General features: G+C 63.0%; 11 protein-coding genes. 3 read left to right on the forward strand and 8 right to left on the reverse strand.

Features of this window, described 5'->3' with window-relative positions; translation table 11 throughout:
* Positions 1–2: 2 nt before the first annotated feature.
* Both K3767_RS02395 and recG read right to left on the reverse strand, forming a co-directional pair.
* A complete protein-coding gene (locus K3767_RS02395; protein ID WP_221171972.1) occupies positions 3–1,292 on the reverse strand; it encodes a homoserine dehydrogenase in 1,290 nt (429 codons plus the stop codon).
* A complete protein-coding gene (recG, locus tag K3767_RS02400; RefSeq protein WP_221171973.1) occupies positions 1,292–3,712 on the reverse strand; it encodes an ATP-dependent DNA helicase RecG in 2,421 nt (806 codons plus the stop codon). The genes K3767_RS02395 and recG overlap by 1 nt, the downstream gene beginning before the upstream one ends.
* Before the next feature lie 92 nt (positions 3,713–3,804).
* Between recG and lon the strand changes: the two genes are divergently transcribed.
* Positions 3,805–6,159: an endopeptidase La gene (gene lon, locus K3767_RS02405; protein ID WP_221171974.1), complete on the forward strand. Its 2,355-nt coding sequence runs from the start codon at positions 3,805–3,807 to the stop codon at positions 6,157–6,159.
* A gap of 86 nt (positions 6,160–6,245) precedes the next feature.
* On the opposite strand, the gene K3767_RS02410 is transcribed toward lon, so the two are convergent.
* Positions 6,246–7,073: a glycosyltransferase gene (locus K3767_RS02410; protein ID WP_221171975.1), complete on the reverse strand. Its 828-nt coding sequence runs from the start codon at positions 7,071–7,073 to the stop codon at positions 6,246–6,248.
* A gap of 114 nt (positions 7,074–7,187) precedes the next feature.
* Between K3767_RS02410 and K3767_RS02415 the strand changes: the two genes are divergently transcribed.
* The gene (locus K3767_RS02415) at positions 7,188–7,646 is read left to right on the forward strand and encodes an Hsp20/alpha crystallin family protein (RefSeq protein WP_221171976.1); all 459 of its coding nucleotides are present in this window, start codon (positions 7,188–7,190) and stop codon (positions 7,644–7,646) included.
* A 29-nt stretch (positions 7,647–7,675) separates the two neighbouring features.
* On the forward strand, positions 7,676–8,074 hold the full coding sequence (locus tag K3767_RS02420) for an Hsp20/alpha crystallin family protein (protein WP_221171977.1): 399 nt from the start codon (positions 7,676–7,678) through the stop codon (positions 8,072–8,074).
* Positions 8,075–8,145: 71 nt separating this feature from the next.
* On the opposite strand, the gene kdsB is transcribed toward K3767_RS02420, so the two are convergent.
* The 5 genes from kdsB to K3767_RS02445 all read right to left on the reverse strand — a co-directional run bounded on the left by kdsB (position 8,146) and on the right by K3767_RS02445 (position 14,333).
* Positions 8,146–8,886: a 3-deoxy-manno-octulosonate cytidylyltransferase gene (gene kdsB, locus K3767_RS02425; RefSeq protein WP_221171978.1), complete on the reverse strand. Its 741-nt coding sequence runs from the start codon at positions 8,884–8,886 to the stop codon at positions 8,146–8,148.
* A gap of 943 nt (positions 8,887–9,829) precedes the next feature.
* A complete protein-coding gene (locus tag K3767_RS02430; RefSeq protein WP_221171979.1) occupies positions 9,830–10,846 on the reverse strand; it encodes a glycosyltransferase family 9 protein in 1,017 nt (338 codons plus the stop codon).
* A complete protein-coding gene (locus K3767_RS02435; RefSeq protein ID WP_221171980.1) occupies positions 10,843–11,577 on the reverse strand; it encodes a SagB/ThcOx family dehydrogenase in 735 nt (244 codons plus the stop codon). The genes K3767_RS02430 and K3767_RS02435 overlap by 4 nt, the downstream gene beginning before the upstream one ends.
* A complete protein-coding gene (locus K3767_RS02440; RefSeq protein ID WP_221171981.1) occupies positions 11,570–12,775 on the reverse strand; it encodes a hypothetical protein in 1,206 nt (401 codons plus the stop codon). The genes K3767_RS02435 and K3767_RS02440 overlap by 8 nt, the downstream gene beginning before the upstream one ends.
* Positions 12,768–14,333, reverse strand: coding sequence for a sigma-54-dependent Fis family transcriptional regulator (locus K3767_RS02445; RefSeq protein ID WP_255592147.1), 1,566 nt, complete (start codon positions 14,331–14,333; stop codon positions 12,768–12,770). Before K3767_RS02445 ends, K3767_RS02440 begins: the two co-directional genes overlap by 8 nt.
* Positions 14,334–14,384: the final 51 nt, after the last annotated feature.

Here is a 14,384-nt window from a genome sequence, read left to right on the forward strand (position 1 = left end):
CCCTAGGCTTCCAGAATGCGCAAGAGCCTGGTGGGGGCGGTGACCACCTCCAGCCGATCTATCTCGGAAAGGGCCCGACGCACATCCGCCTCCCGGGCCTCGTGGGTGAGCATCACGATGGGCACCGACCCCTTTTCCCTGCGTCCCTTCTGAATCACCGAGGCGATGCTGATCCCGTGGCGTCCCAGCACGCCGGAGATCCTGGAAAGCACCCCCGGACGATCCACCGCGGAGAACCGGAAGTAGTACCGGGAAACCACCTCCTCCATGGGCCGCAGGGAAAGGGGGCTGTCCCGGAAGAGAATCGGTGCGGGACGGGCCCCGGAGGTGATCAGCCGGGCCGCGTCGAGGAGATCCCCCACCACGGCGCTGGCGGTGGGTTCGGCCCCGGCCCCGAGACCGTAAAGCAGCACCTCACCCACGAAATCCCCTTCCAGGAGAAAACCGTTGAAGGCCCCCCGGACCGAGGCCAGCACATGACCCTCCGGGATCAGGGTGGGATGGACGCGTACCTCCACCTTCCCGTCTTCCTCCCGGGCTATGGCCAGAAGTTTCAGCACATAACCGAACTCCCGGGCGAAAACCAGATCGGAGACCTCGAGGTCGGCTATGCCTTCCTGGTGAATTCTTCCCGCGGGCACATGGGCCCCGTAGGCCAGGGTGGCCAGAATGGCCAGCTTGTGCACCGAGTCCCGCCCGGAGATATCCAGGGCGGGATCCGCCTCGGCAAACCCCCGATCCTGGGCCTCGGCGAGGGCCTCGGCGAAGGAAAGCCCCTCCTCGCTCATGCGCGTCAGGATGTAGTTGCAGGTTCCGTTCACGATGGCGGTGATGCGGCGGATGCGATTGGCCGCAAGGCTTTCCCGAAGTGTCTTGATGATGGGGACTCCGCCTCCCACCGCGGCCTCAAAGAAGACCTCGCAACCCGCGGACTCGGCGGCGGCGAACACCTCCGGCCCGTACTCGGCGAGCACCGCCTTATTGGCGGTGACCACATGTTTGCCCCGTTCAAGGGCCGAAAGGATGTAAGTTCGGGCCGGCTCAAGCCCCCCCACCAGTTCACAGACCACCTGAATGGCGGGATCCTCCAGGATGTCCTCCACCCGGGTGGTAAGAAGACCCCCCGGCACCTCCACCGGGCGCCTTTTTCCGGGATCCCGCACCAGAATGCGCCGGATGGAAAGACGCACCCCGGTCTTGCGGGCCAGAAACTCCCCGTTTTCGGACAGAAGCCGCCACACCCCCGTTCCCACCACCCCGAAGCCGAGAAGCCCTATCCCGATCTCCTGCATCAGGCCACCTCCGAAAGCCTGAGTCTCTCGGCCCACCGTTCCGAAAGGATCTCCTTGAGGGGCTGATGTTCGGGACGCGCCAGCGCCGGGTCCTCCTCAAGGAGCCGGAAGGCCTCCTCGCGGGCGGCAAGCAACATTTCGTAATCCCGTACCAGATCCGCCCGGCGAAACTCCAGATACCCGTGCTGCCTGGTGCCCAGAAATTCCCCCGGACCCCTGATCTTGAGATCCTCCTCGGCGATGCGGAATCCGTCGTTGGTCTCCGTAAGCACCCTGAGCCTTCGCCAGGCCTCCCCTCCCGGTGATACCCCATGGGCCACCAAAAAGCAATAGGACTGTCGATCGCTGCGCCCCACCCGCCCCCGGAGCTGATGGAGCTGGGAGAGTCCGAAACGCTCGGCGTGTTCGATGATCATCACCGTGGCCTCCGGAACATCCACCCCCACCTCGATCACCGTGGTGGAGACCAGAATCTGGTAATCCCCTCGCTTGAAGGCCCGCATCACCCGTTCCTTTTCCGGGGGGCTCATGCGCCCGTGGAGAAGTCCCACCCGGAATTCCGAAAAGACCTCCTTGCGCAGGTGCTCGGCCCATTCCGTGGCGGAAAGGAGGTCCATCTTCTCGGACTCCTCGATGAGGGGCAGAACCACATACACCCGGTGCCCCCGGCGGGCCTCCTGCCGGGCCTTTTCGTAGGCCAGGTGCCGGGAGGCCTCGGTGAAAAGTTCGGTCCGGACCGGCTTGCGTCCGGCCGGAAGCTCGTCAATGAGGGAGACCTCCAGATCCCCGTATATGGTGAGGGCCAGGGTCCGCGGAATGGGGGTGGCGGTCATCACCAGGGTGTCCGGGGAGACCCCTTTGGCCTTGTCGCGGAGGGCGGCCCTCTGCAGCACCCCGAAGCGATGCTGCTCGTCGATTACGACCAGTCCCAGGCGCTTGAACTCCACATCCTCCTGGAAAAGGGCGTGGGTGCCTATGACCAGATGCACCTGTCCCAGGGCCAGGGCCTGCTTGACCTCCCGCTTCCGGCTCGGGGGAAGCCCTCCGGTGAGAAGGGCCGTCTCCACCCCGGCCAGGCCGCATAGCTCCCGGAAACCCGCGTAGTGCTGTTCGGCCAGGATCTCGGTGGGGGCCATCAGGGCCACCTGGTAGCCGTTGTCGATGGCGATTAGGGCGGCCAGAAAAGCCACCACGGTCTTGCCGCAGCCCACATCCCCCTGAAGAAGACGATTCATGGGAAAGGGTTTGGCCATATCCCTCTTTATTTCCTCAAAGGCCCGTTCCTGGGCACGGGTCAGCCGAAAGGGAAGCCTGGCGAGGAATCTTTCCACCAGCGCCGAAGCGGTGCGAAAGGCGATGCCCGGGGCCTGTTTCACCCGCGACCTGCGCAACCCCAGGGCCAGCTCCAGGAAGAAGAACTCGTCAAAGGCCAGGCTCTTGTGATAGACGCTGCGCTCGGCGTTAAGGGCGGAAAGATCGGCGTCATCCGGGGGAAAGTGGAGCCCCCGCACCGCCTCGGAAAGGGGAAGAAGACGGCGACGGCGAAGGATCTCCGGAGGAATGTAGCTCACCAGTTTGTCCGCGTGCCTTTCCACGGCCTCCCGCACGATGCGTCGCAACACCTTGGGAGAAACTCCCTCGACGGGGGGATACACCGGAAGGATCCGCCCCACATGGAGCTCGAGACCGGGAGCCTCCGGATCCTCCACCTCGGGATGTACCATCTCGAAGCGCCCCCCGAAACGGGATACCTCGCCGGAGACGATCACCGTCTTTCCGATGCGAAAGGTCTCCCGGAGGTGGGACTCCCGGAAGTGAAACCATTTAAGGGTCAGCAACCCCGTCCCGTCGGAGAGCACCACCTCGTAGATCCGCCTCCTTCGAAATTGCACCGGACCGGAGAGCACCACTTCTCCCTTCACCACGGCCTTTCCCCCGGCCCGGAGCTCCCTTATAGGGGTGTAGCGCCGGCGATCCTCGTAGCTTTTAGGCAGGAAGTAGAGGAGGTCCTCTATGGTATGGATTCCGCGGGTGGCGAGTCGGGCCGCAAGCTTGGGGCCCACCCCCCTTAGAAACTGGACGGGAGTGCGCAACTCCTCCCGGAAACGCTTCAGGAGGTCCGGATCCGGATAGGCGGGAAATTCCTCCTCCGGCTCGGGTCCCGCGAGATCCTCGGAGAGTTCAAGGATCCTTTTTATGCGCTCCTTCTTCTCCTCCGGCTCCAGGGAATCTATGCCCCGGACGAGTTCCCCGAGACGGCGGCGCAGGGCCTCGGAAAGCTCCTCCGGGGCCTCCTCGAGAAGTCGCGTAAGGGTCAATTCCAGATCCCGTACCTTGGGAAGAAGGGCGAAGTCCCGCCGGGCACAGAAGAGAAGGGGGCGCCGAAACCGCTCCCTCCATTCCTCGAGTCTCTCCCGCATGTTTTACATTTTACTTTGCCCCCGGCGTCATTGTCAGCGTCGGTTTCGGCCTTATTTTCCCTGTTAGAGATCCTTTCCTGTGGAGGAACTCCATGAGCGAAAGAAGGGAGGAGCTTCCGGCTCGTCCGGACGAGATCAAGGATGTGCCCGTAATTCCGGGAGACGCGGTGATCTTCCCGCACATGATCGTGCCCTTTGTCCTCACCGAACCCGGATTACTTAAGGCCGTGGAGGAGGCCCTTTCCCGGGATCGTCTGGTGGCGGTGGTGGCGGTGAAGGATCCCCGTTCGGAACGCAAGGAACTCTATCGGCACGGAACGCTCTGCCTCATTCTTCGGGCCAGCCGGGTGGAGCTCGACCGGGTGCGCATCGTGGTGCAGGGGCTTTCCCGGGTGCGCATCCTTTCTTTTCTGAAGGAGGAACCCTTTCTCGTGGCCCGGGTGCAGCAGCTCACCGAGACCTTTTCGCCGGATCGCGAGGCCGAGGCGCTGGCCGCAAACATCCGGCAGATGTTCGGTCGGGTGGTGGAACTTTCCCCGTACCTCCCCGGAGAACTGCGGGGTCTGGTGGAGAACCTGGAGGACCCGGGCATGCTCGCCGATCTGTCGGTGGCCCATCTCAATGTGCCCCACGCCGAAAAACAGGCCCTGCTGGAGATTCTGGATGTGAAGGAACGCCTCCACCGGGCGGTGCGGTTGCTGGCGGAACAGCTCGAGGTGCTGGAACTGGGGCAGCGCATCCAGGCCGAGGTGCGCGACCGCATGGAAAAGGCCCAGAAGGAATATTACCTGCGGGAACAGCTCAAGGTCATCCGCAAGGAACTCGGGGAGACCGAAGGGGTGGAGGCCGAGGTCGAGGAACTCAGGGAGAAGCTGGAGAAAAAGGCCCTGCCGGATCTGGTGCGCCGGGAAGCCGAAAAGGAACTGCAGAAACTCTCGCGCACCCACCCCGCCTCTGCGGAGTACACCGTGATCCGGAACTACCTGGACTGGATCCTCGATCTTCCCTGGCTCGAGTCCACGGAGGAACACCTGGACCTTGCGGAGGCCGAAAGGATCCTCGACGAGGATCACTACGATCTGGAGAAGGTGAAAAAGAGGATCCTGGAGTATCTCGCGGTGCGGAAACTGAATCCGGAGATGAAGGGCCCCATTCTCTGTTTCCTGGGCCCTCCGGGGGTGGGGAAGACCAGTCTGGGGCGTTCCATCGCCCGGGCGCTCGGACGGCGTTTCTGGCGCATCTCTCTGGGCGGGGTGCGGGACGAGGCGGAAATCCGTGGACACCGTCGGACCTATGTGGGCGCCATGCCCGGACGCATCATCCAGGCCCTCCGCCGGGTGGGGGTGAATAACCCGGTGCTCATGCTCGACGAAATCGACAAGATCGGGGCCGACTTCCGCGGCGATCCCGCGGCGGCCCTCCTTGAGGTGCTCGATCCGGAACAGAACCGGGAGTTCTCCGACCACTACCTGGAACTCCCCTTCGACCTCTCCCGGGTGATCTTCATCGCCACCGCCAATGTGCTGGACACCATTCCGGCTCCGCTTCGCGATCGCATGGAGATCATCGAGATTCCGGGTTATACCGAGGAGGAGAAGCTACACATCGCCCGCAGGTATCTGGTGCCCCGGCAGCTCCGGGAACACGGTCTTCGGGCCTCGCAGCTTCGTTTCACTGATTCGGCCCTGCGGCGGATCATCGTCTACTACACCCGGGAGGCCGGGGTGCGTCAGCTGGAACGCGAGATCGGAGCGGTGTGCCGGGCCGTGGCCCGGGAGGTGGCCGAGGGGAAGACCGCCGGGACCCGGATTTCGGTGCGGAATCTGGAGGAATATCTGGGCCCGCCGAAGTATCTGCCGGAGATAACCGAAAGGGTGCGGGTTCCCGGGGTGGCCGTGGGGCTGGCCTGGACCCCTGCCGGAGGGGAGGTCCTCTTCGTGGAGGCGGCCCGGATGAAGGGATCCCGCAAGTTGATCCTTACCGGCCAGCTCGGGGAGGTCATGCGCGAAAGCGCCGAGGCGGCGTTCACCTATGTGCGATCCCACGCCGAGGAACTGGGGATCGACGAGGAGGTGCTGGCCGGATCCGACTTTCACATCCATGTGCCCTCCGGAGCCATTCCCAAGGACGGCCCCAGTGCCGGAGTAACCATCCTCACGGCCCTGGTGAGTTTGTTGACCGGGCGCACCGTGCGTCCGGAGGTGGCCATGACCGGAGAGATCACCCTCCGGGGCCTGGTGCTTCCGGTGGGAGGGATAAAGGAAAAGGTGCTGGCCGCCAGACGCTACGGATTGAAGGAGGTGATTCTTCCCCGGCGCAACGAAAAGGACCTCCGGGAGATCCCGGAGGAAGCCCGACGGGCCCTCCGGTTTCACCTGGTCTCCCGGGTGGAGGAGATCTTTCCCCTGGTCTTCCCCGGCTGGCCCCGCCGCCCCCACAAAAAATAGGATCCGATCCTATTTTTGAAAAGCCATATTTCTCGTTGATTTGCCTTGTGTGTCGGGGACTTCACCATAAAAAATAGGATCCGATCCTATTTTTCGAGGGCGGGGAGGTGGAGTTGGGCCAGGAGTTTCCGGGCCTCAAAGGCCCCGCGGAGGTTCTCGTGTTTCAGGGCTCCGCGCAGGAAGATTTCGGCCTTGCGCCGGGCCTCCGCCATCACCATTAGACGCATGGTCGGGGTTAGCACCGGATCGCGAAGGATCTTGACCAGCGCCTTCAGGCGCCAGAAGTCCAGGCCCGGAGTGGCGGAGAGTTGTCCCGGATGCCCGCCCCGTTTGATCACCAGGGGTTCGGGAAGGAGGTGTACCGGATACCGGGCCGCAAGTCTCAACCACAGCTCGTAGTCCTCACACACGGGAAACTCCTCGTCGAAGAGGCCTATCTCGTCGAACACCCGGCGTCTCAACATCACCCCCGAGGGGGAAACCACGCACAGCTTCACCGCCCGGTGGAAGAAGTAGCCGTCGGGCTTGCGATGTTTGCGCTGAGGGCGAATTCGACGCCCCCCCTTGATCCACACCTCCTCCGGCTGCACGGCCACCGCCTCGGGATGCCGCCGGAAAAACTCCACCTGACGGGATACCTTTTCCGGAAGCCAGAGGTCGTCACTGTCCAGAAAGGCCACCAGCTCCCCCCGGGAAAGAAGGATCCCCCTGTTGCGGGCCGAGGCCGGACCACCCCGGGCCTTGCGATGATAAATCACCGGATAGGCCGTAATAAGTCGGGGGGTTTCGTCCGTGGAACCGTCGTCCACCACGATGATCTCAAGCGGCCGGTAAGTCTGCGCCAGGACCGAAGCCAGCGCCTCCCGTAAAAACCGGGCCCGATTGTAGGTGGGGATGACCACGGAAACCAACAATTTTTATCAGTTTACCCCTTGATCTCATCCTTACAAGACTTATTTTTCTCTGTGGAAGGCCTTCCAGGACAGATCTCCGGAGATCCTCCAAAATAAAGAAAAGGAGGTGATATTATGGCTCTGAACTGGGCCGTGGAGTGGGATCCCTTCCGTGAGTTCGAACGGTTGCAGGAGGAGCTGGATCGGCTGTTTGAGTGGGTGAGTCCCTTCCGGACGCTTCGGGGCGAGGAGGTCTATCCCCGCCTCAATGTGGGGGAGACCCCGGAGGAGGTGCTGGTTTACATCTTTGCTCCGGGGGTGGACCCCAAATCGGTGGAGCTTTCGCTGGAGGGCAACCTTCTTTCCATTTCCGGGGAACGCCGGGCCGAGGAGGCGCTTGGAGTCGGGGAGGTGAAGCCGGAGCGCTTCGTGCGGCAGGAGAGGTTTTCCGGCAAGTTCTCCCGGGTGATCTCGTTGCCGGAGTCCGTGGATCCGGAACAGGTGGAGGCGGAGTATCGCAACGGTTTGATCGTGGTGCGCATCGGTAAGAAGGCCGAGCGTCGGGCCAGGAAGATCGAGGTGAAGGGAGCCTAAAAAATCCCCGGACAAGGAGGTGATGAGCGATGCCGGAGAGGAAGGATCTCGCCCCCAGAGAGGAAAAAAGGGAGGTGGCTTCCCGCCGGAGGGGTCGGGCCATGGTGCCTCCGGTGGACATCTACGAGACCGACGAGGGATTGATCCTGCTTGCGGACATGCCCGGGGTGAGGGCGGACACGCTGGAGGTGAAGGTGGAGGACAATGTGCTTCACCTGCGGGGAGAGATCGCGGAGACACCGGGCGAGGAGGTGCGCCCGGAGTATGTGGAGGTGCGGGGTCGCGAGTATTATCGGGCCTTCACCCTGGGGCCGGAGTTCGACCGGGATCGGATTGAGGCCACGCTGAAACAGGGCGTGCTCCGGCTCTTCATTCCCAAGTTCGAGTCCGAAAAACCCAAACGCATCGAGATCAAGGTCTCCGGTTAGAGTCGTTCTCGGGGCCCCTCCCGCGCCGGCAAAAGGAGGGGGCCCCTCCTCGAAAAAGTTAGGAGCCGATCCTAATTCCGGGGGGAGAAGAGGGCGCGGATCCTCTCCAGGTCCTCGGGGGTGTCCACCTCCGGACAGTCGTAGCGGGTAATGGTAACGGCGATGGGATATCCGTTTTCGAGCGCCCTCAGCTGCTCCAGCTTTTCCGTCCTCTCCAGATCGCCGGGGGGGAGTTTCACGAAGAGGTCCAGGAACTCCTTGCGGTAGGCGTAGAGGCCTATGTGCCGCAGGTAAAGAGGGGCCTGGCCCGGGGGCCGAAAATAGGGAATGGGGGCCCGGGAGAAGTAAAGGGCCCGGCCCTCCCGGTCGAGCACCACCTTAACCCGATTGGGATCGGCAAGTTCCTCCGGGTTCTCAAAGGGGATGGCCACGGTGGCCATGGGAACCTCGCTCGACAGAAGAAGCGGTCGCACCAGCTCCTCGATGACCTCCGGAGCCAGCAGGGGCTGGTCCCCCTGGATGTTTACCACCAGATCCTCGTCGGACAGGGAAAGAAGCCCCGCGGCTTCGGCGATTCGCTCCGTACCGCAGGTGTGCTCCGGGGAGGTCATGAGGGCCTCTCCCCCGAAACCGCGTACGCACTCCAGGATGCGCTCGTCGTCCGTGGCCACCACCACCCTCTCCAGAATCGGACTCGCACTGGCCCGTTCAAACACATGCTGAATGAGGGGCTTGCCCCAGAGATCCGCCAGAGGTTTTCCGGGAAACCGGGTGGACCCGTATCGGGCCGGAATCAAACCCACGATGCGCATAGCCGCCTCCTTGACTTACCCGATGGGTGATGATTTACTCAAGTTTAAACCGAACCGGGGGAAAGAAAAATGAGGTTTTTGGGACTCTGGATCCTTTTTATGTTTTTTATCTCCGGTTTTGCCCTGGCGAAGGCCCCCAAGAGGGTGGCCGTGATACCCTTCCGGATTCACGCCTCGCAGGATCTATCCTATGTGCGGGACGGCATTCAGGACATGCTCACCACCAGACTCTTCGCCCCCGGCACCGTGGAGACCGTGGATCCGGAGGTGGTGAGAAAGGCCCTTTCGGAGCTCAAAGGCCCCCTTACCCGACGGACCGCTCGCCTTCTGGGAGAAAAACTCGGGGCCGACTATGTCCTTTTCGGGAGCGTGAGTGTCTTCGGGAACACGGTAAGCGTGGATGCGGAGCTTCTTCCCGTCAAGGAAAAAAGGCCCCCTATAACCCTTTACACCGAGGTAAAGGATCTTGGGGAGGTGATCCCTGCCCTGGCTCAATTTGCCAAACGATCGCGGGCCTACATCCTGGGCCGGGAGACGCCCTCGGAGGCCGTGGCCGTGGTGACGACACCGGCTCCCAAATCCGAAACGGCTCCCGCGCCGGCTCGGGCCTCCTCGCCGCCCGAGATCCCTCCCGCGAGGATGCATCCGGAAAAGCTGGTAGAGGCCTCCCCGCCCTCCTCCGCACCGACAACCGGGGTTTCCCCGGCGCCCTCCCGGCCGCGCTCGGGGGTCCCCCCGGTCCACTATGTGGACGAGGATCAGTGGCCGGATTACCCCCCTCCCGAGGAAAGTCTTCCCCCGGTAAGAAAGGAAGCCCGCGCCGTTCCCCCGGTGGCGGCTCCTCCGGCACCGGCCTCACCCCAGAAACCCAAAAAGAAGTCCCTCCTCCGGCGTATCGGTTCCAAGCTCTGGCCCTTCGGAAAGAAGGAAAAGGAGGTGAAACTCAGTCAGGTCCCGCCTCCGCCACCTCCACCGCCTCCACCCCCAGGAACCGGAGCCCAGCCGGCCCCTCAAGGCTATCCGGCTTCGCCGTCTTATCGGCCGTCCCCGTCCTACCGGGCTCCCCAGCCCCCCACGGCCCCTCCGCCCCGGCCTCCGGTGGCTTCGGCACGCCCTCCGGTGGCCTCCCCCCGGGAGGGCAGCCCTCCCTCCGGCGGAACATGGGAATGGTATTGAGAAAAGATCCTATCTCCCGGGTCAGGGCCTGCGGGGAAAGTCTAGTAAAGGGGTAAAGCACCCTTACCCTTTCCCCGAAAGGGGCCCAGAGGACCGGATCCGTGGGACCGAAGAGGGCGAGAACCGGCACTCCCAGGGCCGCGGCCAGATGCGTGAGTCCGGAGTCGTTTCCGAGAAAGGCGGCGGCCCGCGAAAGGGCGTATAGGGCCTCATCCAAGGTGCGGCTTCGAATCACGGAAAAGCCGGAAAATTCTCCGGCGAGATCCTCCTCCGCCGGCCCGAGGATGACCCGCAGGGGAATCTCTCCGAGACGCCTCAGGGCCTCCTTCAGGTCCCCGACGGGATAGCACTTGCTCCGCCCTCCGGAGCCGGGATGCACCAGGAGACACTCCGGTGAACGGGAAAACCCCGGAGGACGAAGGACTCCGGCCCTCTCCAGGGCGAAAGGAGCCTCCCCAACCTCAAGCCACTGGAAGAGGGCCACATGGACGCGCCTCCGCGGGCGCGTGCGGATGATTCTGAGGAAGCTTTTCGGAAAACGAAGGGAGAGGATCTCCCTGGCGAAAGGGCTTTCGCCGAAGAGATAGACGGTGTCCGGCGGGGACCGGTCCCACCCCGGCCCCCAATCGGTGCTGGCGACCTCGTGAACCAGTCCGGCTTCCCTGAGAAGAACTCGGGCCTCGGAGCGGGCGAGAAGCAGGGTCTCCTCCCCTCCGAGGGCGGCTATGGCCAGCCGGGAGAGGAGCAGATCCCCCAGGGCTCCCTCGTGCCAGAGGAGGTTCATCGTCCGGGGCGTCCCACGGTGACGAGGTAAACCGCGGTCTCCTCCACCCCGTCCAGCCCGAAGAGTTCGTTCAACTCGTCGTCCAGGAAGGCCCCCACCGGACAGGCCGCAAGGCCCAGGGCCTCGGCCGCCAGCAGAAGATTCTGAGCGATGTGAGCCGTGTCCAGAAAGAGGTAACGCACCCCCCGGCTGCCGTACTTGGACATGGTGCGGCGCGGTATCACCGACCACACGAAGACCACCGCCGCGGTGGCACAGAAACCCTGCCCCAGGGCGGCCTCCTTGAGGTCGGCCCGGAAGTCCCCCCTGCGGAGTTCCTCGAGCACCCATTCCCTGAGCTCCAGGTGATAGAGTCCGGGCTCGAGTCCCTCTACCCTATGGACGGCCAGATAGGTTTCCACGGGGTAGAGGGCTCCGGCGGAAGGGGCGGTGCGGAGGAGGTAGCGCCCGGCCCGGGCCGTAACGCCGCAGGCCGCCCAGAGAAGCACGCTCAACTCCTCGAGCCTCAAGGGGGTCGGGGCGTAAATCCTTTCGCTTCGCCTCCGGGCCAGGACCTCGAAGAGGTCCGCCCGGGGAGGCCGGGGGCGGGGAAGCCCGTGCCGCCGGGCCCCGGGATAGCGTTTGAAGGGCTCGGCGGGGGCAATCTCCTCCCGGTCCCGAAAGAGATCCCTCAGGGAAAGCTTGGTGCCCTCAAGGAAGGAAAAACCGAGGGATCGGGTGTAGTCAGGCATTCCTGCGCCGCCTTTTCCTCCTCACGGATTTAAGTTCGATTTTAAAGAAGTTCCTTTCCTCGGAAAAGATGTGTTCGGCAAGCTCCCGCAGTTCGGCAAAATAGCTCTTTCGGACGAGTTTTTTCGGGGGCGTTTTTCCCTTTAGAGCGAAATACCGGTAATAAAGAAGCGCCGAGAGCAGAACCACCGTTTCCTCAAAAAGTTCCTTGCAGAACCGGTAGGACCCCAGGATCTCGAGCAACCTCCTTTCCACCTCCCGGGTGGGGCGCTCGGGTTTTTCCGGAGGCAAGAGAAATCCGTTGGTGAGGAGGTAGGGATAGAGGAAAAAGACCAGGGCTCCGGCCTGGGAAAGGGAACCCGTCTTTTTCAGGCCGTCGGCCCGGCGAAGAAGCCGGGAGAGGAAACCCCGGCTCTGAGGATAGTCCACCAGGGTGCGGTGATAGGCGGGAAAGATCTCCCGGAAGAGACCGCTTCGAAACATCAGGTCCAGCCAGGGGCCTGCCCATCCGCCGGTCACATCCTTGAGCCATTCGTCCCGCAGACGAATGGGCGAGGCCAGACGGATCTTTTCCCGGTGACGCAGGATGCCCTCCCAGGTGCGGGGTTCGATCTCGAAACCGGCCCGTGCTGCGTGTCGCACCGCCCGGAGCATCCGCACCGGATCCCGAATGAAACGCACATTGGGCTCCCCTATGACCCGGATGATACCGTTTCTTAGATCCTCCAGCCCCCCCACATAATCGATGATGGTGAAGTCGGCGATGTTGTAAAAGAGGGCGTTAATGGTGAGATCCCGCCGGAAGGCGTCCTCCTCGGGGGTGCCGTAGACCTCTCCCTCCTCGTCCTCCCGTTCCTCCGGCCCCCGGAAGGTGACCACCTCCACGATCTTGCCGCCCCGAAAGTAGACATGCACCAGGCGGAAGCGGCGCCCGATGATCCGGCTGGCCCGGAAGAGCCGCCGAATTTCCTCCGGGCGGGCGTCGGTGCCCACATCGAAGTCCTTGGGAGTGAGCCCCAGGAGGAGATCCCGTACGCTCCCCCCCACGAGATAGGCCAGGAAGCCCGCGTCGTGCAGGCGATAGAGGACCTTAAGGGCCTCCCGGGAGATCATTCGCCGGGAGATGGGATGCTCGGAGCGGGGGACGATGCGGGGCTCCGGAGGAGCGTAACCGGGGAAGAGTTCCAGCTGTTTAGGCATGGGCGGCGTTCTTTCTCCGAGGACGAAAGCTCCGGGGATCTATACCGTACTTCTTGACCTTGTAGTTGAGGACCCGCAGGGTGGTGCCCAGGAGCTGGGCGGCCCGGCTCTGGTTGCCCCCGGTCTCCTTCAGGGCCTCCACGATGAGCTCCCGTTCCACCTTTTCCACGGCCTCGGGAAGGGTGAGCCGGGCCCGCGTGTCCGAACTCCTGGCCGTCTGAAGACTCGGGGGAAGGTGGTAACTGCGAATGACCTCCTCGTCGCAGATGAGAACCGCCCTTTCAATGGCGTTCTCGAGCTCCCGCACATTACCCGGCCAGTGATACTGCATGAGAAGATCGATGGCCGGAGAGGAAAGGCGCTTTATGTTCTTTCCGTAAAGCCGGCAGTACTTCTCCAGAAAGTGCTCGGCGAGCGGTATGATGTCCGTAGGCCTTTCCCGGAGCGGAGGGATGTAAATGGGAAAGACCGAAAGGCGATAGTAAAGATCCTCGCGGAAGAGGCCCTTTTCCACCAGTTCCTCGAGATTGCGGTTGGTGGCCGCGATGATGCGCACATCCACCTTTATGGGTTCGGTGCTTCCCAGGCGGTAAAATTCCTTTTCCTGGATGGCGTGAAGTAGCTTGGCCTGGATGGGGAGACTTAAGTCGCCTATTTCGTCGAGAAAGAGTGTTCCTCCGTGGGCTTTTTCCATAAGACCGATCTTTCGGCCCTGGGCCCCGGTGAAGGCCCCCTTTTCGTAGCCGAAAAGTTCGCTCTCCAGCAGGGTTTCCGGAATGGCCGTACAGGGCACGGAAACGAAGGGGCCGTCGGCCCGGGGGCTATTGTAGTGGATGAGTCGAGCGATGAGCGTTTTCCCCGTGCCGGACTCCCCCCGGAGGAGTACTGTGGCCGGACTTCCCGCCACCCGGTGGATCATCTCGAGCACCTCGTGCATGCGGGAGGAGGTGGCCACGAAATTCTCGAGCTGGTAGCGTCCCTTGAGTTCGTGCTTGAGGCGCAGATTTTCCTCGAGCAACCGGGCCCGTTCCTCCTCCAGGGCCTGGAGCTTGGCCACGGTCTGGGCCAGCAACCCGGCCACGATGATGAGAAACTGGAGATTCTTGGCCAGCTCCACCGCATCGGCGGCCGGCCTATCCACCGAAAGGGTGCCCAGCACCCGCCCCCCGCTCTTTATGGGTACGCAGATGAACGAGAGGTTCTTCTTTTCTTTTTCGTTACGGCTTCGGGTGCGGTTCAGAAAACGCGGATCCTCACTTATCTGGGGCACGATGATGGGCTGGCCGGTGGCCACCACCTCACCGGTGATGCCCTCCCCCGGGCGGTAGCGTCCCCGACGACGGGCTTCTTCGGAAAGGCCGTGGGCCACCTCGATCTGGATCTCCCCGGTGCGGGGATTGAAGATGGTGATGGTGCCCCGCTTGAGGGCGAACCTTTCGGAAAGCACGGCCAGGGTTCGCTCCAGCGCCTCGCGCAGTTCCAGGGTGCTGGCCAGGGTGCTGGCAATCTCGTAAAGGCAGGTCAGCTCCTCGAGACTGTGCTGGGCCATCTTTTCCATTGCTCACCAGACAGATTTTACAATTTTGCCAATTTTAGCCTCAATCCTACG

Origin of the sequence: Thermosulfurimonas sp. F29 (assembly GCF_019688735.1) — a bacterium.
In the GTDB taxonomy this organism is placed as follows: domain Bacteria; phylum Desulfobacterota; class Thermodesulfobacteria; order Thermodesulfobacteriales; family Thermodesulfobacteriaceae; genus Thermosulfurimonas_A.

What these genes read in the sequence shown, in the direction of transcription:
- kdsB (WP_221171978.1), bottom strand. Translation starts at nt 8,886, where the DNA reads ATGCGCATCGTGGGTTTGATTCCGGCCCGATACGGGTCCACCCGGTTT.
- K3767_RS02440 (WP_221171981.1), bottom strand. Translation starts at nt 12,775, where the DNA reads ATGCCTAAACAGCTGGAACTCTTCCCCGGTTACGCTCCTCCGGAGCCC.
- lon (WP_221171974.1), top strand. Translation starts at nt 3,805, where the DNA reads ATGAGCGAAAGAAGGGAGGAGCTTCCGGCTCGTCCGGACGAGATCAAG.
- K3767_RS02445 (WP_255592147.1), bottom strand. Translation starts at nt 14,333, where the DNA reads ATGGAAAAGATGGCCCAGCACAGTCTCGAGGAGCTGACCTGCCTTTAC.
- K3767_RS02420 (WP_221171977.1), top strand. Translation starts at nt 7,676, where the DNA reads ATGCCGGAGAGGAAGGATCTCGCCCCCAGAGAGGAAAAAAGGGAGGTG.
- K3767_RS02430 (WP_221171979.1), bottom strand. Translation starts at nt 10,846, where the DNA reads ATGAACCTCCTCTGGCACGAGGGAGCCCTGGGGGATCTGCTCCTCTCC.
- K3767_RS02415 (WP_221171976.1), top strand. Translation starts at nt 7,188, where the DNA reads ATGGCTCTGAACTGGGCCGTGGAGTGGGATCCCTTCCGTGAGTTCGAA.
- K3767_RS02395 (WP_221171972.1), bottom strand. Translation starts at nt 1,292, where the DNA reads ATGCAGGAGATCGGGATAGGGCTTCTCGGCTTCGGGGTGGTGGGAACG.
- recG (WP_221171973.1), bottom strand. Translation starts at nt 3,712, where the DNA reads ATGCGGGAGAGACTCGAGGAATGGAGGGAGCGGTTTCGGCGCCCCCTT.
- K3767_RS02435 (WP_221171980.1), bottom strand. Translation starts at nt 11,577, where the DNA reads ATGCCTGACTACACCCGATCCCTCGGTTTTTCCTTCCTTGAGGGCACC.